At 61.1% G+C, this 19,382-nt stretch carries 31 protein-coding genes and 3 pseudogenes; 13 read left to right on the top strand and 21 right to left on the bottom strand.

Annotated features, from left to right (window positions below):
• Together IPK32_26365 and IPK32_26360 are read left to right on the top strand one after the other, a co-directional pair.
• The coding region (locus IPK32_26365; GenBank protein ID MBK8095397.1) for a hypothetical protein at positions 1 to 506 on the top strand (506 nt) is incomplete at its 5' end.
• Positions 503 to 799 (top strand): hypothetical protein, encoded by a 297-nt coding sequence (locus IPK32_26360; protein ID MBK8095396.1) that lies wholly within the window; start codon positions 503 to 505, stop codon positions 797 to 799. The genes IPK32_26365 and IPK32_26360, both read left to right, overlap by 4 nt.
• A 1,184-nt stretch (positions 800 to 1,983) precedes the next feature.
• On the opposite strand, the gene IPK32_26355 is transcribed toward IPK32_26360, so the two are convergent.
• The 7 genes from IPK32_26355 to IPK32_26325 form a co-directional block, all read right to left on the bottom strand.
• The gene (locus tag IPK32_26355) at positions 1,984 to 2,136 is read right to left on the bottom strand and encodes a hypothetical protein (protein ID MBK8095395.1); all 153 of its coding nucleotides are present in this window, start codon (positions 2,134 to 2,136) and stop codon (positions 1,984 to 1,986) included.
• Positions 2,072 to 2,572: an alanine racemase gene (locus IPK32_26350; protein MBK8095394.1), complete on the bottom strand. Its 501-nt coding sequence runs from the start codon at positions 2,570 to 2,572 to the stop codon at positions 2,072 to 2,074. Before IPK32_26350 ends, IPK32_26355 begins: the two co-directional genes overlap by 65 nt.
• Positions 2,515 to 2,964, bottom strand: coding sequence for an alanine racemase (locus IPK32_26345; protein MBK8095393.1), 450 nt, complete (start codon positions 2,962 to 2,964; stop codon positions 2,515 to 2,517). Before IPK32_26345 ends, IPK32_26350 begins: the two co-directional genes overlap by 58 nt.
• A gap of 57 nt (positions 2,965 to 3,021) precedes the next feature.
• Positions 3,022 to 3,336, bottom strand: a complete 315-nt coding sequence (locus IPK32_26340) for a hypothetical protein (protein ID MBK8095392.1) — start codon at positions 3,334 to 3,336, stop codon at positions 3,022 to 3,024.
• Between the two features lie 140 nt (positions 3,337 to 3,476).
• A complete protein-coding gene (locus IPK32_26335) occupies positions 3,477 to 4,073 on the bottom strand; it encodes a cation-translocating P-type ATPase (GenBank protein ID MBK8095391.1) in 597 nt (198 codons plus the stop codon).
• 212 nt (positions 4,074 to 4,285) lie between these two features.
• On the bottom strand, positions 4,286 to 4,684 hold the full coding sequence (locus IPK32_26330; protein ID MBK8095390.1) for a hypothetical protein: 399 nt from the start codon (positions 4,682 to 4,684) through the stop codon (positions 4,286 to 4,288).
• A 191-nt stretch (positions 4,685 to 4,875) separates the two neighbouring features.
• Entirely contained in the window at positions 4,876 to 5,214 is a 339-nt protein-coding gene (locus IPK32_26325; protein MBK8095389.1) for a hypothetical protein, read from the bottom strand.
• A gap of 723 nt (positions 5,215 to 5,937) precedes the next feature.
• On the opposite strand from IPK32_26325, the gene IPK32_26320 reads away from it, so the two are divergent.
• The 5 genes from IPK32_26320 to IPK32_26300 all read left to right on the top strand — a co-directional run bounded on the left by IPK32_26320 (position 5,938) and on the right by IPK32_26300 (position 8,120).
• On the top strand, positions 5,938 to 6,333 hold the full coding sequence (locus IPK32_26320; GenBank protein MBK8095388.1) for a hypothetical protein: 396 nt from the start codon (positions 5,938 to 5,940) through the stop codon (positions 6,331 to 6,333).
• Between the two features lie 150 nt (positions 6,334 to 6,483).
• A complete protein-coding gene (locus IPK32_26315) occupies positions 6,484 to 6,834 on the top strand; it encodes a hypothetical protein (GenBank protein MBK8095387.1) in 351 nt (116 codons plus the stop codon).
• A 20-nt stretch (positions 6,835 to 6,854) separates the two neighbouring features.
• The gene (locus IPK32_26310; GenBank protein ID MBK8095386.1) at positions 6,855 to 7,247 is read left to right on the top strand and encodes an AAA family ATPase; all 393 of its coding nucleotides are present in this window, start codon (positions 6,855 to 6,857) and stop codon (positions 7,245 to 7,247) included.
• Positions 7,157 to 7,588, top strand: coding sequence for an AAA family ATPase (locus IPK32_26305; GenBank protein MBK8095385.1), 432 nt, complete (start codon positions 7,157 to 7,159; stop codon positions 7,586 to 7,588). The genes IPK32_26310 and IPK32_26305 overlap by 91 nt, the downstream gene beginning before the upstream one ends.
• Before the next feature lie 298 nt (positions 7,589 to 7,886).
• Entirely contained in the window at positions 7,887 to 8,120 is a 234-nt protein-coding gene (locus IPK32_26300; GenBank protein MBK8095384.1) for an ATP-binding domain-containing protein, read from the top strand.
• 2 nt (positions 8,121 to 8,122) lie between these two features.
• On the opposite strand, the gene IPK32_26295 is transcribed toward IPK32_26300, so the two are convergent.
• Complete coding sequence (locus IPK32_26295; protein MBK8095383.1) at positions 8,123 to 8,635, bottom strand: pyridoxamine 5'-phosphate oxidase family protein; 513 nt, start codon at positions 8,633 to 8,635, stop codon at positions 8,123 to 8,125.
• 167 nt (positions 8,636 to 8,802) lie between these two features.
• On the opposite strand from IPK32_26295, the gene IPK32_26290 reads away from it, so the two are divergent.
• Positions 8,803 to 9,318 carry a hypoxanthine phosphoribosyltransferase gene (locus IPK32_26290; protein ID MBK8095382.1) on the top strand — a complete coding sequence of 172 codons (516 nt, stop codon included), beginning with the start codon at positions 8,803 to 8,805 and terminating at the stop codon, positions 9,316 to 9,318.
• A gap of 85 nt (positions 9,319 to 9,403) precedes the next feature.
• On the top strand, positions 9,404 to 9,601 hold the full coding sequence (locus tag IPK32_26285; GenBank protein ID MBK8095381.1) for a MoaD/ThiS family protein: 198 nt from the start codon (positions 9,404 to 9,406) through the stop codon (positions 9,599 to 9,601).
• Positions 9,602 to 9,607: 6 nt separating this feature from the next.
• On the opposite strand, the gene IPK32_26280 is transcribed toward IPK32_26285, so the two are convergent.
• Positions 9,608 to 9,811 carry a hypothetical protein gene (locus IPK32_26280; protein MBK8095380.1) on the bottom strand — a complete coding sequence of 68 codons (204 nt, stop codon included), beginning with the start codon at positions 9,809 to 9,811 and terminating at the stop codon, positions 9,608 to 9,610.
• A 327-nt stretch (positions 9,812 to 10,138) separates the two neighbouring features.
• On the opposite strand from IPK32_26280, the gene IPK32_26275 reads away from it, so the two are divergent.
• Both IPK32_26275 and IPK32_26270 read left to right on the top strand, forming a co-directional pair.
• The gene (locus IPK32_26275) at positions 10,139 to 10,381 is read left to right on the top strand and encodes a DUF1501 domain-containing protein (protein ID MBK8095379.1); all 243 of its coding nucleotides are present in this window, start codon (positions 10,139 to 10,141) and stop codon (positions 10,379 to 10,381) included.
• Positions 10,330 to 11,399, top strand: a pseudogene (locus IPK32_26270) (DUF1501 domain-containing protein). The gene IPK32_26275 and the pseudogene IPK32_26270 overlap by 52 nt, the downstream one beginning before the upstream one ends.
• 6 nt (positions 11,400 to 11,405) lie before the next feature.
• Here IPK32_26270 and IPK32_26265 read toward each other — a convergent pair.
• The 9 genes and pseudogenes from IPK32_26265 to IPK32_26225 form a co-directional block, all read right to left on the bottom strand.
• On the bottom strand, positions 11,406 to 11,564 hold the full coding sequence (locus IPK32_26265; GenBank protein ID MBK8095378.1) for a hypothetical protein: 159 nt from the start codon (positions 11,562 to 11,564) through the stop codon (positions 11,406 to 11,408).
• Complete coding sequence (locus IPK32_26260) at positions 11,533 to 12,183, bottom strand: hypothetical protein (protein ID MBK8095377.1); 651 nt, start codon at positions 12,181 to 12,183, stop codon at positions 11,533 to 11,535. Before IPK32_26260 ends, IPK32_26265 begins: the two co-directional genes overlap by 32 nt.
• A 30-nt stretch (positions 12,184 to 12,213) precedes the next feature.
• Positions 12,214 to 13,655 (bottom strand): annotated as a pseudogene (locus IPK32_26255) (sulfatase).
• A 10-nt stretch (positions 13,656 to 13,665) separates the two neighbouring features.
• Positions 13,666 to 15,074 (bottom strand): annotated as a pseudogene (locus IPK32_26250) (sulfatase-like hydrolase/transferase).
• Between the two features lie 54 nt (positions 15,075 to 15,128).
• Positions 15,129 to 15,749: a phytanoyl-CoA dioxygenase family protein gene (locus tag IPK32_26245; GenBank protein ID MBK8095376.1), complete on the bottom strand. Its 621-nt coding sequence runs from the start codon at positions 15,747 to 15,749 to the stop codon at positions 15,129 to 15,131.
• Between the two features lie 267 nt (positions 15,750 to 16,016).
• Positions 16,017 to 16,178, bottom strand: a complete 162-nt coding sequence (locus tag IPK32_26240) for a hypothetical protein (GenBank protein ID MBK8095375.1) — start codon at positions 16,176 to 16,178, stop codon at positions 16,017 to 16,019.
• Positions 16,179 to 16,335: 157 nt separating this feature from the next.
• A complete protein-coding gene (locus IPK32_26235) occupies positions 16,336 to 16,671 on the bottom strand; it encodes a hypothetical protein (GenBank protein MBK8095374.1) in 336 nt (111 codons plus the stop codon).
• Between the two features lie 156 nt (positions 16,672 to 16,827).
• Entirely contained in the window at positions 16,828 to 16,914 is an 87-nt protein-coding gene (locus IPK32_26230) for an AbrB/MazE/SpoVT family DNA-binding domain-containing protein (protein ID MBK8095373.1), read from the bottom strand.
• Between the two features lie 193 nt (positions 16,915 to 17,107).
• Positions 17,108 to 17,398, bottom strand: coding sequence for a hypothetical protein (locus tag IPK32_26225; GenBank protein ID MBK8095372.1), 291 nt, complete (start codon positions 17,396 to 17,398; stop codon positions 17,108 to 17,110).
• A 475-nt stretch (positions 17,399 to 17,873) separates the two neighbouring features.
• Between IPK32_26225 and IPK32_26220 the strand changes: the two genes are divergently transcribed.
• Together IPK32_26220 and IPK32_26215 are read left to right on the top strand one after the other, a co-directional pair.
• Positions 17,874 to 18,104: a hypothetical protein gene (locus IPK32_26220; GenBank protein ID MBK8095371.1), complete on the top strand. Its 231-nt coding sequence runs from the start codon at positions 17,874 to 17,876 to the stop codon at positions 18,102 to 18,104.
• Between the two features lie 120 nt (positions 18,105 to 18,224).
• A complete protein-coding gene (locus IPK32_26215) occupies positions 18,225 to 18,602 on the top strand; it encodes a hypothetical protein (GenBank protein ID MBK8095370.1) in 378 nt (125 codons plus the stop codon).
• A 60-nt stretch (positions 18,603 to 18,662) separates the two neighbouring features.
• Here the strand turns inward: IPK32_26215 and IPK32_26210 are convergent, their stop codons facing one another.
• From IPK32_26210 to IPK32_26200, 3 genes are all read right to left on the bottom strand, one after another.
• Entirely contained in the window at positions 18,663 to 18,830 is a 168-nt protein-coding gene (locus tag IPK32_26210) for a hypothetical protein (GenBank protein ID MBK8095369.1), read from the bottom strand.
• Positions 18,831 to 18,984: 154 nt separating this feature from the next.
• Positions 18,985 to 19,137 carry a hypothetical protein gene (locus IPK32_26205; protein MBK8095368.1) on the bottom strand — a complete coding sequence of 51 codons (153 nt, stop codon included), beginning with the start codon at positions 19,135 to 19,137 and terminating at the stop codon, positions 18,985 to 18,987.
• 24 nt (positions 19,138 to 19,161) lie between these two features.
• Positions 19,162 to 19,344, bottom strand: a complete 183-nt coding sequence (locus IPK32_26200) for a hypothetical protein (protein MBK8095367.1) — start codon at positions 19,342 to 19,344, stop codon at positions 19,162 to 19,164.
• Positions 19,345 to 19,382 lie beyond the last annotated feature (38 nt).

Raw genomic sequence — 19,382 nt, 5'->3', positions numbered from 1 at the left:
TCTTCATCGACCACGGCACCGGCGTCGTCATCGGTGAGACCGCCCAGCCTCGGCAATCACAGAAACTTACCAGGGCGTGGGCCTTCGTCGCACGCTCACTCGCGGCCGGGCAGGCCCTACGCGGGAAAGCGCCACCGGACGCTCGAAGACACGTCACCGTCTGTGCCGCGTGGTATCGCCACCATCGTCGGTGCAGGACACACCGTCATCGAGCCCGCAGCACCATCGGCGCGAATGTTTTCATCCTCGAAAGCGTCCCGCCCGACATGCTCTACGCACTCGGTCAGCAGGAGCACCCGGTGCAAACGAAAAAGCACCCGACGCACCATGCTCATTCTCCCACTCTTTTTGACTTCACCGCCAGCCGCAGTGGTCCCTGCTGCGCTCCTCGCGTGAAAACGCACCCCCGCCCGAGCCACCGCACGAAACCAACGACGGCACTCATCGCGATGAGGCTCCGAGGCCAGCGCCCGTGGTTGGTTGGAAAACTCGAGCCCCAGGCATGATGCGGCTCCTGCGCATCGAGGAATTTGCGTCACGCAGCACCGCAGGCTACGCCCATTACGGCCAGTGCCGCACGACCTTCAATCCACGCCTGCGAGAGTTCGATGGCCAGGTCGAGCGCACCCTGAAGCACGGTTCGCCCATCTCATCGCCATCATCACCGCTGCGGACGCCGCCGCAGTATCGAGCCCCATGGAGCCGAGTGGCGTGCCGCCTGCGCAGACCTGCCTATCCCTGGGCGAGGCGCAGACGCCCGTCTGCCGGCTACGCCTGCCTCTTCTTCGTGGGCGGCTGAGCGCACTCACACACCGCCCGCAGCGTTAACACACCGTGCGCAAAGGGCGGAAATTCTGGCCCCCGCGCCTGCAGCGCCCTAGACAAAGCCCACGCCGGCGGCGGTAACGATGTAACGCTTGAAACTCCGCTCCTCCAGCCCACGAAAATGAACCGTCTTTTCTTCCACTTCCGGGTAAAACGACTCACGGAGTGTTTTAGGAATGCGCCGAGCCTGCACTTATTCAGGTTCTGGGTCGTGAAATCGTATTGGAGGAGTTCGGCGGCGGATGTGCTGGTTTGCGGCGTGCCACAAGATAAACAGGGTCCCAGGGCAAGTCCCGGTGGGGATAAGGCTGGCTCAGCCTTAACAGGTTTTGGACCGGAACGGACGCATGCGGGTCGCCCGCTTCCGGTGGCATGCGCATTCCGCCGTTTTGAGCCCCGCTACCGGGTGAGGCCGCGTACCTTTTTGAGTCTGCCCGCTTCCGGGTGGGGCCGCGTATCGCCGTTTTTGGGTCGCTCGCTTCGCGGGTGGGGCTGCATGCCGCTTTTGGGTCGCCCGCTTCCGGGTGAGGCTGCGCTACGGCCGTTTTTGGGTCGCCCGCTTCCGGGGTAGGGGCTCGCCTGACCGTTTTCGCTGGTCCGGCCACAGACAGTAGGAGAGGCTCAAAGACTCTTGTGTCTGGATCGAAGTCATCGGCGTGGATACCGACTTCCGCGCAGTGTTGAGCGTGACGGAGAGCAACGCCGTGATCCCCGGTTTGACCGCCGGTGCCAAGGTGGGAGGTAGGTGATCAGCGTGAACGAAGCCGGCGAAAGCCTGCCGGTCCTGTTGCTGAGGCCATCGTGCCCTGAGTCAGAGAATCCTACGCGTCCACGATCCTTCTACCGCGCAAGCAGTCTGCATCGCCGCGCCGCACTGAGAGACTGGAGCTGAAGAGCAAGAAAGCCCACCGCAGGTGATCCTGCTCCTCCTCTTACTCCGACTCCTCCTCCCGGAAGCGCGGGCCAAACCGCCTTGCGAAAGCCTGGAGACGTCCATTCCGGGAGGACGAGTAAGAGGAAGAGGAGGAGGAAGATTTGTGAAACCTCGAACCTCCCCCCCACATACACCCTCGGCACGCGTGCATGCACATTCGTCAGCACCTCGTAGGGATCGTACGGCCCAGTCCGCCACATCTTGGGCGCTGATGCCATCACCGATCAGGAGTCAGCCATCGCCATTGTAGGCCGTGCCCCATTCCGGACTACGCGAACTGGTCCATGCACACGGCCCGCGATCGGGTGCCGCTCACCACGGATGACCACCTGGCCGCGATTCGATAGCGCACGGAAGTAGCCATCCCCGTAGCCCACCGCGCACCGTCACTCCGCACGGGTGATCGCTCTGAAGGTGCCTCCGCAAGCTCACGGGATGCCCTGGCAGCACCACTTTGGAAAAAACCACCTGCGAGCGCCAACTCAGCACCGGTTGCCTGCACCGACTGCGTATCGCACGCGATGGATACACGCCATGAAGCATGATTCCAGGCCTCACCAGATCCAGGTGACTCTGCGGCAAATTCAAAATGCCGCGGAATTCGCGATATGCCGCTGCGGCGTCGGTAAGCTGTGTTTGGGGGTAAAAATCGAGTACCTCGTGAAATCGCGCCAACTGCTCCTCTGCGCGAAAAGCTCCTCCGCGTCCGAAGTCGCAAATGGGAGCAAATACCAGTACGGCGACGTTTTTCAGGCTCAGAGGCCTCCAGCAGCTTTTCGAAGCGCTATCACAATGCACGCCGATCCGCTCCATCCGGAAGCGTGTCGATTTTCCAATGCAACGCGTGCCCGCGACTTCGCCGCTGCCGCAGCCTCATCGATCTCGCGCAGCTTATCGATGGAGGAGGCCGTCATCATCAGACCATGCGTGATGGATGCGGGATCACCGCGTCGCCGCACCGCCAAGACCAGGATCAGCACCGCGATGCCTGCCTGCCGCAGCATCACCGCCTCCTCCAGCGCACACGCCCAGCAAGTGGCACCCTGCTTCACCAGATGCGGCGCACACTCCACGATGCCATGCCCATACGCATTGGCCTTCACCACCGGCATCCCCTCCACCTTGCCCATGCGCCTGTATCGCCGCAAAGTTTTGCGCGAGCATGCTGGGATCGATTCGACGTGGGTAGGGCGGATGGCATCCATGGAGAGCTCAGAATTGAGCACAGCCGCAGGAAATCACTCGGTCCGTGGAATGAATCGTCACTCCTTCTCAAACAGCAGGCGCAGGCTGTTCAGGCGCACGATCACGGTGCCCTCATGCCTCCGCGCACCAGAGCGTGAGCGTAAGATGCCGAATAAGGACGCCACCGCCATGATGAGGACGCTGCCCAGTGAAATGCCGACGTTTTGACGAATGGTGCGCCGGGCGTGCTCACTGACGCTGAGGCGAGAGACAGTTTTTCGATCTTGACCAGCATCAGCACCAGCATCGCTCTGCTCCCAGTGCGGCATCACTGCCGCGTGCACCATCGCCACACTGACGTAGGCGGCGGCGAGGGCTGGGGCATCATTCACGCCATCACCGATCATGGCGACTTTTTCCTTCCAGCGTCAGGCTCGCGGATGGCGGCCACTTTGTCCCTCTGGGTGCAGCCCAGCGCGGACCTCGGCGATGCCGAGCCTGCTTTGCGACCTCTGTGGCGGCGGCGCGGCGGTCACCGGTGAGCATGATGGTGCGCACCATCTGCCGCGAGCGCTCCAGCACCGCGGCTGCCGGGACGCACCTCATCTTTGAGCAAGATGCGGCCCACGATCTGCTCATGCAGCACCCACACTTCACTGAAGCCCAGCGGTGCATCTGGCACGCCTGCCAGTGCATCCCCGAGCGGGCTGCCCTGCACCAGTTCACGCCTGCCGACGTAGCTGAGACCCGCCTCGTGCGGCCGCGCAGCCCTGCCCGGCGATGGAGAAATTCCGCCAACTTTTCCCGCTGCGATGCCCTGCGTCTGGCCAAACCGCATGATGGCACGGGCGATGGGGTGGTTCGAGTTCGACTCCAGACTCACCGCGATGCGTAGCACGTCACTCTCCCGGCCTGCGGGGAAGGATTCGATCTTCGTGACGCGGAGCTCGCCTTCGGTGAGCGTGCCGGTCTTATCCATCGCCACCACATCGACTTCTGCCAGCTTTTCGATGGCGGCACCTCCACGGAAGAGCACGCCGTGCCGCGCTCCCCATGCGATGGCAGCGAGAATGGCAGATGGGATCGACAAAACGAGCGCACAGGGGCTCATGACGACGAGAAGCGTCATCGCACGGTAAAAGGCCGATTTAGAGGCCTCCGTGTTCTCAAAGCAGGAATGCCAAAACCCAGCCACCGACGAAAACATCACCGCGACGATGCTGAGGGGTCAAAAGCGTGCACCGCGTGCCAAAGCGGTCTGTGAAGGCTGACTCGGTGCCCGCATTTTCTGAGCGCTCTGGATGGGAGATGATTTTTGCCAGGGAGCTCTGCGTCGCCAGCTTATCCCACACGGACCAGCACGAGGCCCCAGAGATTCAGCGTGCCGCCGTAGATCGCGGCACCTTTTTCTTCGGCTACGGGCAGGGATTCGCCCGTGAGGGTGGATTCATCTGCGGCGGTGAGGCCAGTGAGCACGCTGCCATCGACTGGGAAGAGCTCAACCGGCTTTACGACGATGGTTTCACCCACGCGGAGCAACTGCACGGCGCGGTCCTCCGTATGCCATCCGCCAGCAGCAATGGGCGATTTGGGAACGGTTTTCGTCAGCGCATTGATCTCGCGGTGCGTGCGGTAGAGCACGAAATGCTCCAAAGCGCCGCTGGTGGAGAAAAGGAAGAGCAGCAGGGCACCCTCCTCCCACGCACCGATGGCCACAGCACCGAGAGCAACGGCGAGCATGAGGAAATGCACACATCGAGTCGGCCTTCACGCAGGTTTTCCACATCCTTCGCAAGCATCCAGCCACCCGCGACGAGAGAGATGATGAAAGCGCCGGATGGCCGAAAAACCATCCGCCGCGAGTGCCACGCCGCAGATCGCTGCCTGCACCGCGAGCATGCGCCACTCGTCCTCACTCTCTCTGTTCGAGTTCATCCGACTCCGGCCACTCGAACTCGCGCCACTTCCAGAAAGTCAGCGCGGTGGGGCAGGTGGGTTTCTCGATCTGGAGCACGCCGTTGCTCGGTTGGCTCACCCCAGCATCGGTCTGGAGGCCGGGATCTTTGAACCACCTTCGCATCAATGCTACGCAGCACCTCGGCCAGCTTGGCCTGGAGTAAATCGCCATCCACGCGGCCGAGAGGTGGCCATTCGACCTTCCGGGACTGCGGATCGAGCCGGATGGCCTCTATGGAGGGCTCATCGAGCAAAAAGACTCGATGGCCGTCATCCAGGCATTGTCGGAGGGCGCTGAGGGTAGAAAAAGGCATTGATGCCATGCTTTACGGAGCCAGCGCATGGCTGACAAGCCGTTGTTCTCCCAGCGTGTGCGTCACTGGTTGCCGTCGTAAATGCTGCCAGGTAGTTGGGCGTGGAAAGTGCCCCGCTACCATTATAGCTCCCGCCTGTATTGGAATGACTGCTGGTCATCGAGCTCCGCTCCACCGACACCGCTCCATGTTGTTGTATTGATTGAGCGAGAGCGGTAGTTCGATGATCCGCCTGCACCGCCGCGCATGGCACTCGAGCATTGAGCATCTAGGGTGCCGCTGGGGTGGGCACTCCTGGGCGGCTCGCTCAGGCTCGGCCGTCTGGTGTGACTCCCAGGCCAGGGTGTGCGCTCTGCACCACCCGCTCCTCCAGGCGATTCACCTGCTCACTGTATTGTGCCTGTGTGAGAAACCCAGGTCACGCTCGGTGATGAGGCGTGCATACTCACCCTGGAAGCTGCTGCGTGCGGCGTTCTATACTGCTCCAGTTTTGCTTCATCAGGGACGGGAGTCCATGGTGGAGGAGGCACATGCGCCCAGCAGCATGCAGGGCAAGCAGGGCAGTGGGTGAAGCGGAAAAGTGGACGATTTCATGATGGAGCGAGCGGGCGGCCGACAGGTAACGTGCCAATTTCACTGTGGCAACGTCCGTCTGTCTGCTCCGCAGGGTCTTATCGTTCAAATTTATCGGCGTAGGCCGCGCACCGGTGGTGGTGAGTCTTCTTGTTGCGAGCCCTATGGCACGGCCTATCTCTACGCGCACCGCCACCACGCCCCAACCCGCAAAAAACGAAGTCCTTCGCGGATTCGTGGAGCGCGTGGTGTTTCTGGCAGCAGGACAACGGCTACTGCATCCTCAAAGTGATGCCAGAGGGCAAACGCGCGACACCGTCAGCCTGCTCGGCAAAGCGCCGCGTGTCGTCACCGGCGAGGAATTCGAGGCGCGGCACCTGGGAGCCGAATCGCGACTTCGGGCCGCAGTTCAAAGCGGATGAGTTGAAGCTGAAACGGCCCGGTTCGCTCAACGGCATCCCGAGCTACCTCGGCAGTGGTTTGATCGACGGTATTGGCCCGGCGTATAAAGCGCATCGTCGAAAAATTTGGCCCGAAGGTGTTTGAGATCATCGAGAACGAATCGAAGCGGCTGGAGGACGTGGAAGGCGTGGGCAAAAAGCGCCGGCTCGGAAATCCGCGAATCGTGGATGAAGCAAAGCGTCCACGGCATCATGCTCTTCCTCCACCAGCACGGCATCAGCTCCGAACGGAGCGCTGCGCATCTACAAGACTTACGGTGCCGAAGCGCAGGCCATCTTGAAGGAAAACCCGTATCGGCTGGCGCAGGACATTCGCGGCATCGGCTTCAAAACGGCGGATGACATCGCCTACCAGCTCGGAGTGGCCGCAGATGCCCCGCAGCGAATCAAAGCGGCCATTTTGCATGTTTTGGAAACAGCGGCCCAAAGTGGCCACTGCTGCTTCCCAGAGGCCAAATTGGCCGAAAAGCCATCGCGCTGCTCCAGGCGGATGCGCTCGTCCCACCGCAGATCGAGGCCCTCATCGCCGAAAGCCAAATCGAGCGTCATGGCGACTTTTTATACCTTCCAAGCTCCGCGCCACTAAGGCAGAGCATCGCCGCGAATGTGAAGTCACTCGCCCCATTGCCCGCTGACTATCCCCGATCGACATTGCCAGGCCGCTTGACCTGGGTGATGAAAAAAACCGGCAAAGAACTCGCCCCGCCAGCGCAGGCCGTGCGGGAGGCTTTGAAGCACCGCATGCTCATCATCACCGGTAGCTCCGGCGTGGGCAAGACGACGATCCTGCGCAGCATCCTCGTGATACTGGACAGCAAAGGCGTGAAAATCGTCCTCGCCGCCCGACTGGCCGTGCGGCGAAGCGCCTCTGCCGAAAGCACTGGCATGGAGGCGAAGACCATAACCGCCTGCTCAGAATTCGAGGCGAAGGCCAGTGGGGCCGCCACCGCGGCAAGCCGCTCGTCGGCAACCTCTTCGTCGTCGATGAGGCCAGCATGACGATCGACGCACCGCTCATGGCGCATTCCTCGCCGCATTGCCGGGCGGAGCGCACGCTCATCGTGGGTGATGCCGATCAGCCCTCCGTCGGCCCCGGCATGGTTTTGAATGACCTCATCGCCAGCGGCGGCAGTTCCTGCGTGAAACTCGCGGAAATCTTCCGCCAGGCCGCCACCAGCCGCATCATCACCACCGCGCGTGCCATCAATCGCGGTCAGGTGCCGGAGCTGTGGCCGGTGAAGAACAGCGACTTCTTTCCTCGAAGCCGCCACGCCCGACGACATCCGCGCCACCATCGTCAGGTTGCCCACACACGACTGCCGCCAATCGCTATGGTTTGACCCCGTCCGCGACATCCAGGTTCTCACGCCGATGAATCGCCACCTGCTCGGCACGGCAGTCGCTCGGCCTGACGCCCTGCAACTCGCCCTCAATCCGCCCGCAATGAGCTGAAATTCGAGATCGAGCGCTTTCAGACCACCTTCCGCGTCGGCGACAAAGTCATCAAACCGCCAACAACTACGACAAAGACGTCTTCAACGGCGACATCGGCCACATCGCCTCCGTCGACACCGACCCGCTCAAGTGCAGGTGCGCTATGAACCGACCGCCTCGTCGCCTACAAACCCGGCGGGCTCGATGAGCCAACTCGCCTACGCTTTGACCATTCATAAGAGCCAAGGCAGCGGAATTCCCCTGCGTCATCATCCCCGTGAGCACGCAGCACACCATCCTGCTGAGCGTCTCATCTACACCGCCATCACCCGTGCGAAGCGCCTCTGCATCCTCGTCGGCGATGACAAAGCGCTCGCTTTGGCCGTCAGCCGCCAAGAGAGCCGCAAGCGCCACACCGGGCTGCGTGAGCTGCTGTGAGGCTACTTTTTGCGGGGACTCATGGACTCACGCGCTTCTTCACCCGGCTCCATTTTCACGGATGTAGAGAAGGCGATCCAGCCAGTGCGTTCGTGCGGCCTACAGAACTCGATCTCACTCGGCAGCAGCGTGCTATCCGCCCCAAAAAGGCGGGCGGGGCACCTCTTGGCCGAATTTGGCTGTGAACTCCGCAGCGCGCTCTCCAGCCACTGGCGGTCAGGGATGATCTGGCTCTGCGCGGAGCCCAGGCACCGATCTGGTGCCCCCTGCGGTCGCGTGGCGAAGTAGGCCTGCGCCTCCTCATGCGGCAGCTTGCTCACAGTGCCGCGCACGATGGCCTGGCGGTGCCGCTCATTCCATAGGAAACAGGCAGCGGCGCGCGATTGGCGGCCCGGCTCGCGGCCTTTGGCACTTTCGTAGTTCGTGAAAACTGAAAGCCCGTGCGTCGATGCCTTTGAGCAAAACGGTGCGCATTCGGCATGCCATCCGCTGTGGCGGTAGCGAGCAGATGGCATTCGGCTCTGGGGTGGTGGGCTAGCGCATCATGGAAACCAGAGCTGAAAAAGCCCACGGGATCAGCAGGCGTGTTCTGTTCCGTCAGGGTATCCAGATCGTAGCCGACGCGGAGGTCTTGGAGGTTGAGTTTGTCAGGGGTGGACATCGCGTTATAAAGGAGCACACCATGCCATCGCCTGTCACCGGAGTTTTAGCGGATCTTGAACGTATTTTGCTCTCCGCAGAGCAAATCCAGACACGTGTCGCCGCGATGGCTGGGACGCTGAATGCCGCCTACGCGGGCAAAACCGTGAGCGTGCTGGCGCTGATGGATGGCTCCCTGTTCTTTGTAGCAGATCTGCTACGGCATCTGGAGGTGCCTGTGCGGCTCTACACACTGAGCGCGAGCAGTTATCATGGTGGCACCTCCAGCAGCGGTGAGGTTCAGATGAACTGGCCACCGGGGCTCGATTTCCGTGACCAAGACGTGCTGCTGCTCGATGACATCCTGGATACCGGCCTCACACTGAGTGCGCTGCGGGGAAAAATCGCCGAGCAAAAGCCCGCCACGCTGCGCACAGCCGTGCTGCTGGCCAAAAAGCGCGAGCGTGTGCGTGAGGTCGCCGTGGAGGACATCGGCTTCGAGATCGAGGACGAGTTCGTCGTCGGATTGCGGCATGGATTACCAGGGCCGCTTCCGTAATCTGCCCTGCATCGGCATTCTTGAACCCTGCGTGACCGACATGACTGTGCGAGTGCTGTTTTTTCTGTCCTCAAGGACATCACAAATGTGGCTGAGATACCGCTGGAGTGCCCCAGGGCATGCGGATGCCGATTTGCTGGAAAGCCTCTATCAGCGCTGGCCGCGACTGCGTGAGTGGGATGGCAGCCTGCTCCTCGCTCTCGATCAAACGTATGTGAAGCGTGATGCCGTACTGCATGACGGCGCGGAGGTGGCGATCATGCCGCCCGTGCAGGGCGGGTGAGGTCCATCAGGCGCGGCGGCCCCGCTTTTTGCGCACAGGTTCTGGTGCCAGCGTCATCTGCGGCGTGACGCGGATGCCCATGCGCTTGTAGTAATCCAGCATCTTCGCCGTGGCGACTCGGCTGGCCCGATCCGATACGGACCATCTCCGACATTTCGCGGGGCGGAGCTTCCTGGAGGTGGATGGGTGAGCATGGCTGGAGTTGGTCATGTAGGCGCTGTGTCCAGCAGCCGTGTCGGTGGCGCCGCTGCATCCCCTCCCATGAGGCCCCCTCTCTCTGAAGCAAAGCGGCCACCAAGGTAGAACACCTCGGCAGATGCTGGAGACGGCGGCGACATGACCAGCAAGGATGCCGAAGCGCTGGCGCGTTGTTCTACTGCAAACATGCACGCACTCACTACGCGTCGGATTTTAACGCAGTGCCGGAGGCCGGATTCGGTTCACTGGCGCTGCAATCCCTGCTGGTGCAGAGGAGTGCTCAGCCCAGCGAATCCGCTGGCACCACGGATGCCCCATTTCGCTCCCAAAGCGAAATCGGTGATCTTCCTCTTCATGTATGGCGGGCCGTCGCACGTCGATTTGTTCGATCCGAAACCCGAGCTGGCCAAATGGCAGGCAAAACCATCCCCGTGTGGAAGCCGGAGGATGCCTTCCCGGGCAGAAAGACTAAAAATGTCGCCATGCAGAGCTACTACCGCTTTGCGAAGCATGGACAGGCCGGCATCGACATGGCGGAGACGTTTCCGAATCTGGCGCGGCATGCCGATGATCTCTGCGTGATCCGCAGCATGCACGCAGAGAGCAACAACCACGGCCCCGCCATCTTCCAGATGAATACCGGCTTCATCCTACCTGGCAGGCCGTGCATGGGCTCCTGGGTGACGTATGGCCTAGGCAGTGAAAGTGAGAATCTGCCTGCCTTTGTCGTGCTCCTGGATCATCAGGGTGCACCGGTGAATGGAGCGCTGAATTGGTCGAACGGCTTCATGCCAGCAGCGTATCAAGGCGTGCCCTTCCGCAGCACCGGTGAGCCCATCGCCTACCTCACGCCGCCGAAAGGCGTGTCGCGTGCGCAGCAGCGTGCACGCCTGGACTTGCTGAAGCAGTGGAACACCGAATTCGCCGCTGCAAATCCGGCAGAGACACAGCTCGCCGCCCGCATCAACACCTACGAGCTCGCCTTTCGCATGCAGATGAGTGCCAAAGCGAGTGCACCGACCTCTCTAGTGAGCCAGAAAGCGTGCGCAAAATGATGGCCTCGATCACCAGACCACCTCACACTTTGGGAAGAATTGCCTACTCGCACGGCGGCTGGTGGAGCGCGGTGTGCGCTTCGTCCAGGTCTATAGCGGTGGCAATGAGGGCCCGAAGGCCTGGGATGCCCATGATGATCTGAAAAAAAACCACGACCTCCACTGCGCCGAGACGGATGGCCCCATCGCCGCGCTGCTCGATGATCTGAAAATCAGCGGCATGCTCGACAGCACGCTCGTGGTCTGGGGTGGTGAGTTCGGTCGCTCGCCCGTGGCGGAGAATGGCGGCAAGGCGCCGCGATCACCATCCGAAGGGCTTCACCATGTGGATGGCCGGTGGCGGCATCAAAGGTGGCCAAATGTATGCGGCGCGACAGATGAATTCGGCTACTCCGCCGTGGAGAATCGCGTCTCGTGCAGGATCTGCACGCCACCATGCTCCACCAGCCGGCTTTGATCACGAGCAGCTCACCTACCGCTTCCAGGGCCGCGATTACCGCCTCACCGATGTCAGTGGCGAGGTGGTCAAGGCGCTACTGGCGTGATGCGATTCACGGCATCCTCTGGACCTGAAAGCGGCTGAACTCTGCCCACACATCGCGTGATGGGGCCCAGCTCGCATCACTGCCGCCGTGGAAGGTATTGAACAGCAGCGAATCGACGCCGTAGCTCGCGCTCTCACGCCATTGCAGGTTCTTTTTCTCCACCATAGGCCTGATCATCGGCCCACACACGCAGGCTGCCATCACGCTGTCCGGCATGATTCATCACCACCTGCATGCGGATGGCGACCGGCTTTCCCGGCACAAAGCGGAATGCCTCTGGGAAGTCGAATTCATCCCCATACTTCGATGGCTGGTGCATGTGATACACATAGGCCTGCCCACGGCCATCACGCCGCCACATCACGCGTGCGGAGAAGCCATCACGCCCATTCACCGCATCTCCGCCGGTGATCGTTTTCGGGCCACCGCACAGCCCCGGTAGCTTGCCGCCTTTGACAAAGTCGAACGCTTCCTGGAACTGCACCGTGTAGCGCAGCTCGGCGGCTTCCACGCGGCCAAAAGGGCAGCGCCAGCCTGCTCCACCCGCGTCTGAGCCGTGACTGCCGGCTGGATAGAGCACCCGCAGCCAGGGCTCCTGCCCATGCCGTATCAGCGTCACGCGGCCTTCCTTCACGCCATCCTCGAATTCGCAGCCCGGCCAGTCCTTCTTCCACTGCGTCACGGAATAGACTTGGCCGGCTTTTCCGCCCAGATGGATGTCCAGCAGGCTCTGGGCCTGCAAAGTAACTGCGCAGAGAAGGAAACAAATCGCGTCACGGATCATGCTGCCCCTTTGAGCGATGCGAGCCGCTTGTCAACGTGCCTCCGGGTGCCGTGCGAGGATGGCGCGGAGTGATTTCACCACCTCGGGCTGCTCTGCCGCGAGATTCCGCGTCTCCAGCGGGTCCTGGGCATAGTCATAAAGCTCTAGCTCCGCTGTTTCAGGTGCCGCACCGGCTTTTTTCCACTCCACCAGCCGATAGCGCTCGGTGCGGATAGCGCGGCCCATTTTTTGCTTTGGGAAACAATGAAACGCGTGATCTCGCACTCGGGGCCTGTGGATCACGCAGCACTGGCACCAGGCTCACTCCGTCGATGCGCTGTGCTCCAGCGGGCGCGGGCAGTCCAGCCAGCTCAGCGAGAGTGGGAAAGACATCCACACTCTCTGCCAGTTGCCGCGTGCTGCTCCCAGCCTGCGTCACACCCAGGTGCGATGATCAGCAGTGGGATGCGGTTCGCTTGCTCATAGTTCGTGTGCTTCGTCCAGATGCCCAGATCACCCAGATGAAAGCCATGATCGCCCCACAGCACGATGATCGTGTCCTGCGCCAGTCCTAGTCGATCCAGCTCATCCAGCACACGGCCGATCTGCGCATCCACGTAGCTCGTGGCAGCATAGTAGCCGTGGATGAGCTTCTGTTTCGTTTCACGGTCGAAGGGCTCATCCAGCGCATACGCCACGATCTCGCCGCCGCGCTAATCCAGCGGGCATTTTTTCAAAACGGGCATCGGTAGCGCTTTCGCATCGTAGGGGTCCCAATACTTCTTCGGAGCACAGAATGGCAGATGCGGCCGCACAAAGCCCGCTGCGATGAAAAACGGCTTTTGGGCCTTTGCAGCCGTTTGATCGTCTCCGCCGCCACGCGACCATCCGCGTAGGCATCATCCGGTGCCTCAGGTGCCTCAAAGGCAGCTCCACGCGGCAGATCACGGATGCGGTCGAGCTTTTGATTCGTGAACAAGGCCTCCTCCCGCGTGAGCTGGCCGCCCTGCGTGCTCGCAGGGTCGAGATACTCGATCACCTTGTCTTTGAAGTGCGGGACGCTGAACGACCGCGGATCACCCTCATTGCCATGGCCGATGTGGAAGACCTTGCCGATCGATTCGGTGATGTAGCCGCCGTGTTTCGCGGGAGTGCTGCGGCAGCGTCACAGCATCTGGCAGTTTGGCCCTCAATCGACTGCTCCAGGTCATACAGGCCTGTCGGGTCGAGTGTGCACCCAGCATCAGCGTGAAGCGTGACGGCGCACACACCGCCTGATTGCAATACGCCATGTCAAAGCGCATCCCCCGCGCCGCTAGCCGGTCGATGTGGGGCGTCTTCGCCAGCGGATCGCCATAGCAGCCGAGCGCGGGCTTCAGATCATCGACGAGGATGAGCAGGACATTCGGCGCTGCGGCCTCACACAGCACCGTGCCGATGATGCAGAGCAGCAGTGTGAGCGTGCCGCGTGGGAAGAAGGAGAGAGTCTGCATGTGCCGTGGATTACTTCTTGGCTCCTGGGGCAGAGGTTGCACCCAGAGCGGCTCCATTGTCCGCAGGCATGGAGCGGTGCCAGGCGAGGAGCTGCTGCGTCATGCGCAGCACGGTGTCTGGCTGCTGAGTGGCCAGATTGGTCCTTTCGCCGCGATCTTTTGCCAAATCATAGAGCTGTGGCTGCGTGCCATCGTATTCGCACAGCAGCTTCCAGCGTCCATCACGCATCGCTAGATCCGGCAGACGCTCGGTGAGCTTCGCGGATGCGGTTTTGCGATCTGGTGGCGTCGCCAGAAGATCGGCTTGGCACGCGAGACTTGCTTTTGCCCGAGCAGGGCAGGGGAGATGTCTTCACCATCAAAGTCCGTGTCTGTGGGCTCGATCTGCGCGATGGAGAGTAACGAAGGCGCGATGTCGAAGGCTGCAAAGACGGATTCTGCATTCCACAGAGCCCGCGGCTGCCCTTTCCATGGAGGCCCGGGCCCCAGACGATCAGCGGTGAACGCGTGCCGCCCTCGTAAAGCGTGGTCTTCGGTGCCACGGAATGGCCGCACTGCCTGCGCCGGGCTCTGGGCCATTGTCCGAGCAGATCAGCAACAGCGTGTTTTCACGCAAGGCAGCATCCGAGCGCAGGTGATCGAAAAGTTTGCCAAACTGGCGATCCATGGCCTCCAGCACGGCGTGATACATCTCACGCTTTGTTTTGCCCCACTTCTCCACCGGCGGCCACCACGGGCTATGCACGTCATCGGGCCAAAGGTTCACAAAAAATGGCTTTTTCGCGGCCTGCGCTCGGTCGATGAATTTCAGCGCCGCATCCACAAAGCCCGTCGTGATCTCACTGCGCTGCATCCACGTCACGGGAGAGCCCAGATTCACCGCATCGCCCCAGATTTTCCCCGGTTCGGCATCGCCGGGTTTGAGCGTGAGTGGCAGCAGCTTCGCTCCCATGCCCTCAAAGTTCGTCAGGGACTCATCAAAGCCATACGCCGTGATCGGCGGCGCATCTGCGACATCACCTGCCACACCGAGGTGCCACTTCCCGAAGTGGCCAGTCGCGTAGCCATGGCTCTGAGCACACGGGCCAGTGTGGGAGCCTGTGGATCGAGCCAGTCTGCCACACCGCGCCGGGCATTGTCCGCACGATTGTTCAGACAGGAGTGGATGCGCCACCGCTGCGGATACTGCCCTGTCGTCAGCGCACAGCGTGAGGGGCGAGCAGATGGGCGAGTTCGGCGAAACTGCTCAAAGCGGATACCTCGGCCGCGATGCGGTCGATGTTGGGTGTTTGCGCCTCTTGATTGCCAGCACGAGAAGTCGCCCCAGCCCATGTCATCAATGAAGACCATGATGAATTCGGAGGTGCTGCATGCAGCACCGGACAGAGAGCGAGGACGAGAAAGAGCCTTTTTGAGCATCCCAAGCAAACGCGACGGCTTCACCAACCTAACACTCGGAATTGCGCCAGCGCATCACGCTGGCGGTGTCGCAGTGACAGCCGCCGCGTAGGCCGCTTTCAGTGCAGCATCCGTCTGCGTGTGCTTTCCACGATACACGAGCAGCAGCCCCAGGCGCGGGAAGTCACTCCGATTCGGCGCAGAGTGGTGAATCGTCTCACACTGATGGATGAGCGCATCTCCCGGCTCCAGCAGGCCACAGAACTGCTCCTCCAGGGGCACGCTGGGTGCCTCTGCTAGACCGATGGAGTTCCCCTTCACGCCAGAGGGCTTGGTGGGCAGCATTCCATTCCTTTGCGAGAGCCACGCACATAATACAGGGCCATTCTCCATCGTCACGGGGTCCATCGCGATCCAGATGGTCAGCATATCCGGTGGAGTCTGGCAAAAGTAGGCATTGTCCTGGTGGTAGGGCACCCCAGAGCCGATCCGTGCGGGTTTATTGAACGTCTCACGCCGACGGGCCTGCGGCTCGCCAGGCACGACCTCGCAAACGAGCCTCGATGATCTCCGGCTTCTCCACCATCGGCAGCATAGCGGGATGATGCACCTCAATCGCCACAGGTTGCGCACGGTTTCGCCATCGGCCTCGAGCGTGCGTGCATCCACAGGCTTCGATGGCAGATCATCACGCATGAAGCGCCCAACTCACGACGGATCGCCGCCACCTCCGTGCTGCTGAACAAGCTAGCACGCGAATGACACCATCCCGCTCATAGTCATCGATCAAAGTGGAAGAGTTGTTTGGGAGAAGGGATGGCGGGCTCATGCTCTATCTACGAAAAGAGTGCTCCACCTCTGGCTCCGATTCGGATGGATGCCTCAGCTAACAGTGCAGATGGCTACTTCGGCGCGGCTTTCCACGACTTCGATGGCTTTCTCGATGTTTGATCTGCTCCCAAGTCATGCAATGGTCTTTTCCAGGAGGAACCCAAAACCCATCCGTGATGAAGAACGTGGCAGGCACGCCACCGAATCATCAAACGTGAGCACCACGAGTTTGTCCGGTACCGGTTCAGCACGTAGCGCGGTCGCGAGGAGCAGGGAAAAGAGAAGGCGTTTCATGGATGGAGGGGAACGCTGCTGGCATGTGATTCTTGAACCACAGACCGGCTCTCACTTGGCAGGCCCCGCACGCGCTTGAACTCGTTGAGATTGTGCGTCACCAGTTTCGCCGAGAGAGCCATCGCATGAGCTGCGATCAAAAGATCGTTTGGGCCGATCAATTTGCCTTTGAGTTCCAACTCGCTCCGGATCTCACCGTATCGCCGGGCCGGATCACCTGCCTGGAAATCAAACTTCGCAAAGGAGCCAGGATGCGCTGCATCCGCGCCCGCTCGGCAGTCGGGTCATTTGCTCCGCAGGCTCCGTATTCCAGTTCAGCCAGCGTGATGGCGGATAGACCGATCACATGACCTTCAGCCGCATGTTGCCGGCACTTGGCCAGAATGCGCCTGCCTGTTTCCTGCCTCTGGCGTTGTTTCTCAGACTTCGGCTCCAGGATGCTCAAGCCGCGCATCATCAGGATCGTGGTGTCGGTGTCGAGCAGGTAGATCATGAGTCATCGCTCCAGGCGCGTTTTTCGAGCTTCAATTGCTTCCGTCGGCCTTCCACCGTCTTGAAGAATGACTCCGAAAGCCCCTGGCAGGCCTCTTCAGGCATCCCAGGGGATCACTCTCAGTGATCAAAATGCCTTCCGGCACCCGGCGAAGCGTCACCACACCTCGCTGAAGCGGAAATCCTTCGGCAGCCGGATGGCCTGACTGCGCCCATTCATGAAAACCTTGGCTCTCGAACTCATGACGTGGTCCATGCCATTTGGTAGAGCCAAACGCGAGAGAATGTTTGCCTGCCGAAGCCAAACTCTACTTCCTCGCGGCTTTCACATTGGCTTCGATGGCCTTGAGGACCGTTCGTCTTCGAGATGCCTTGCAGCTTGTCGGGTTTGGATTTGTTCAAGGCCGCCAGTGCTTCGTCATAGCGACCGAGTTTGGTCAGTAGGCGCGAGACTCCGAGAAGAGCGGAGAAATCATCGAGCTGCTAAGCTGTCGTGTTTTGCCCTCGATCACGGCCTGATAGGCGGCGAGCGTCTTCGCGTCGTCGTGGAGATGCATTTCGCGATTCCAGACCCAGGCGCAGCATCGCGGTGTCGCGTGCGCGTGGATCACTGATCCACTCACAGCGGCGCTAAAGTCGGCTTCGGCCTTGGCACCGTCATCGGTGACGAAGTAGGCGCGGCCACGGGCATGGAAACCATCGCCACGCTTCCAGAAAGGCCATTTCATAGATGTCTTCATTGCCGTATTTTGCCATGATTTGGACGGCGCGTCGAAGTTGGCCATCAGGTGTTGAATCTCCGCCGTTTTGCGCACGGCTTCGATGGGGATTGGTCGATGTAAGGTCGCATCAATGCAGCAATGCCGCCTGCTCCAGTGCAGCGCATGTTTTGAAGTCGTATCTTAACGCCTGAGCGAGCGCGAGGAATCCAGCGTCTTTGCGCTGCTGCGTGGCATGCGGAAACCATCCCACGAGAGTCGGTCACGCTGGGATCTTGCATCGGGAGACGTGCGAGCACCATCGTGAAATGGGCGAACTTCATCGGCTCGAAGCCTTCCCGTGCTGGTGGGCGAGGAGGGCGCTGACTTCTTGGCCATCCTCGCGAATGCGCTGGCGGCAGAGATTGATGTGCCAGGAAGGCTCTGCGCGTGGGTTGCGGCCGATGACTGATGCAGCGGATCATTTTCATCCTGCGTGACGGGGATGCGGATCTCGACGGTCCGTGATCGTGGCGATGAGACGTGGCGTGGCCACTTCCGCCTTGGAATCCCAGGTGAACCACTGACTGCGCGGCGCTCCGCGATCCAGATCGACGATGTGGCCGCTGGGGCTGATGCCGATGGAGTAATAGGAGTGCGTCTCCGTCGCCAGGTTGATCTCGGTGACATCGCCAATGCCATAGCGCCTGATCGTCGTCGCGTGTGTGGTGAGTGATGTTCAGCTTTTCACCACGGCACGTCATCAGCAACGAATCGCAAAACACACTGCTGCCCTGCCAGCCCGCTTTGGAAACTCGTGCCCAAAGTGGGCACGCGACCTGTCTTCATTGCGGTCATGAGACTTACCGTGGCCGCCGGGGCGGTTTGCAGTATTCGTCGTATCGAGTTTGCCATCGATGGTGACGCCCTTCGCATCACCGACGAGTCGCACGGTGGGCACGGGGCCGCGCTTCTGGCCGAGCCTGCTGCGACACTTCATGCGCAGGCCTTTGAGGCATCGTCGATGAGGGCAGCGATGCGTTTTGCCAAACACGCTCGCGGCATCGACTTTCGTTTCGCTTTCTCAAAAAGGGCGAGCGCTTCGTCGGCTTTCGCTTTATCTTCATCCATCACCTTCCAGTTGGCTTCAGTGCGTAGAAGGTGTGCATCGCTCTCGCGCAGGGCCGTCGAAGAGGCGGCAATACTCGCGCAGCGCGCCGCCGCTGGCTCGTAGCCGGGCCAGTAGGCGCGCGCGGTAGAACATGTACGCGAAGTGAAGCCGATGCCGACTTTATTAAAACCTGCCGCACCGTGAACCAGAGATATCCTCGCCCTGCGACAATCCTTTGGTGGCCAGCACCGTGTCGCCCATCGACTGCGAGGCAAAGGCGGGCAGATTAACCGCGATCCGTGAACGGATAGTTTTCAGTTGAGGATCGGGTTGTTTGTCTTCTTCGCCCATAGTGGCACGCAGCCCTCCGGCGCGGCTTCGCCTTCGGCCTTGTTGCCTGCTTATTCATCGGCCGACGCCCACCGACGAGTGCCCACGAGCACATTCGGCTCCAGTTTATCGATCTTCGCCAGCGGCGGCAGCATACAGACGCCATACGCACAGTTCAGCACCTTCGCGTGAGGTGCGTTTTGCCGATCTCCTTCGCCACGCGATTGACGAACTCCCACACATAATCACTCAGCAAGCCGCGCTCGATGCGCTCGGGCGAGTCCTTGCCTTTTGCACTTCTCGCATTGGCAAATGGAGGTGTAGCCATCGGGCGGCATTAGTGGAGACGCTTTCAAAGTGGAAGGTGTCTGAGCTGCGCCCGCGCATTGCGCACCGTCTCGCGGAAGAGCTCTTCGTTCGAGTAGCAGAGCTGGCACTTCGAGTCGCCAGGCTTGAAATCGGGCTTGCCGCCGTAGATCGCGAACCACTCCGGGATGTGCATCGGGCACACGGCAGGCGATTCGTCGTTCGCCATGCCATGAGCGATTTGCAGACGCCTCATCATTCCGAATG

It is taken from the genome of Verrucomicrobiaceae bacterium, from assembly GCA_016713035.1.
Classification (GTDB): domain Bacteria; phylum Verrucomicrobiota; class Verrucomicrobiia; order Verrucomicrobiales; family Verrucomicrobiaceae; genus Prosthecobacter.
The sequence above is the reverse complement of the archived record's forward strand: the minus strand, read 5'-3'. Positions and strand labels throughout refer to the sequence as shown.

Excerpts from the sequence above, each read along its gene's own strand:
- IPK32_26330 (MBK8095390.1), bottom strand. The coding sequence starts at position 4,684 with ATGCTCGCCGTTGCTCTCGGTGCTGTGGCCATCGGTGCGTGGGAGGAG.
- IPK32_26335 (MBK8095391.1), bottom strand. The coding sequence starts at position 4,073 with ATGACGCTTCTCGTCGTCATGAGCCCCTGTGCGCTCGTTTTGTCGATC.
- IPK32_26200 (MBK8095367.1), bottom strand. The coding sequence starts at position 19,344 with ATGGCGAACGACGAATCGCCTGCCGTGTGCCCGATGCACATCCCGGAG.
- IPK32_26350 (MBK8095394.1), bottom strand. The coding sequence starts at position 2,572 with ATGGAGCGGATCGGCGTGCATTGTGATAGCGCTTCGAAAAGCTGCTGG.
- IPK32_26260 (MBK8095377.1), bottom strand. The coding sequence starts at position 12,183 with ATGATCCGTGACGCGATTTGTTTCCTTCTCTGCGCAGTTACTTTGCAG.
- IPK32_26225 (MBK8095372.1), bottom strand. The coding sequence starts at position 17,398 with ATGAAATGGCCTTTCTGGAAGCGTGGCGATGGTTTCCATGCCCGTGGC.
- IPK32_26325 (MBK8095389.1), bottom strand. The coding sequence starts at position 5,214 with ATGCCTTTTTCTACCCTCAGCGCCCTCCGACAATGCCTGGATGACGGC.
- IPK32_26230 (MBK8095373.1), bottom strand. The coding sequence starts at position 16,914 with ATGAGTTCGAGAGCCAAGGTTTTCATGAATGGGCGCAGTCAGGCCATC.
- IPK32_26360 (MBK8095396.1), top strand. The coding sequence starts at position 503 with ATGATGCGGCTCCTGCGCATCGAGGAATTTGCGTCACGCAGCACCGCA.
- IPK32_26295 (MBK8095383.1), bottom strand. The coding sequence starts at position 8,635 with ATGCCATCTGCTCGCTACCGCCACAGCGGATGGCATGCCGAATGCGCA.
- IPK32_26220 (MBK8095371.1), top strand. The coding sequence starts at position 17,874 with ATGCGGATCTCGACGGTCCGTGATCGTGGCGATGAGACGTGGCGTGGC.
- IPK32_26205 (MBK8095368.1), bottom strand. The coding sequence starts at position 19,137 with ATGGCTACACCTCCATTTGCCAATGCGAGAAGTGCAAAAGGCAAGGAC.
- IPK32_26240 (MBK8095375.1), bottom strand. The coding sequence starts at position 16,178 with ATGAAACGCCTTCTCTTTTCCCTGCTCCTCGCGACCGCGCTACGTGCT.
- IPK32_26290 (MBK8095382.1), top strand. The coding sequence starts at position 8,803 with ATGCCATCGCCTGTCACCGGAGTTTTAGCGGATCTTGAACGTATTTTG.
- IPK32_26285 (MBK8095381.1), top strand. The coding sequence starts at position 9,404 with ATGTGGCTGAGATACCGCTGGAGTGCCCCAGGGCATGCGGATGCCGAT.
- IPK32_26265 (MBK8095378.1), bottom strand. The coding sequence starts at position 11,564 with ATGGTGGAGAAAAAGAACCTGCAATGGCGTGAGAGCGCGAGCTACGGC.
- IPK32_26345 (MBK8095393.1), bottom strand. The coding sequence starts at position 2,964 with ATGGATGCCATCCGCCCTACCCACGTCGAATCGATCCCAGCATGCTCG.
- IPK32_26300 (MBK8095384.1), top strand. The coding sequence starts at position 7,887 with ATGAGCCAACTCGCCTACGCTTTGACCATTCATAAGAGCCAAGGCAGC.
- IPK32_26235 (MBK8095374.1), bottom strand. The coding sequence starts at position 16,671 with ATGATCTACCTGCTCGACACCGACACCACGATCCTGATGATGCGCGGC.
- IPK32_26245 (MBK8095376.1), bottom strand. The coding sequence starts at position 15,749 with ATGCGTGATGATCTGCCATCGAAGCCTGTGGATGCACGCACGCTCGAG.
- IPK32_26215 (MBK8095370.1), top strand. The coding sequence starts at position 18,225 with ATGAGACTTACCGTGGCCGCCGGGGCGGTTTGCAGTATTCGTCGTATC.
- IPK32_26280 (MBK8095380.1), bottom strand. The coding sequence starts at position 9,811 with ATGACCAACTCCAGCCATGCTCACCCATCCACCTCCAGGAAGCTCCGC.
- IPK32_26210 (MBK8095369.1), bottom strand. The coding sequence starts at position 18,830 with ATGGGCGAAGAAGACAAACAACCCGATCCTCAACTGAAAACTATCCGT.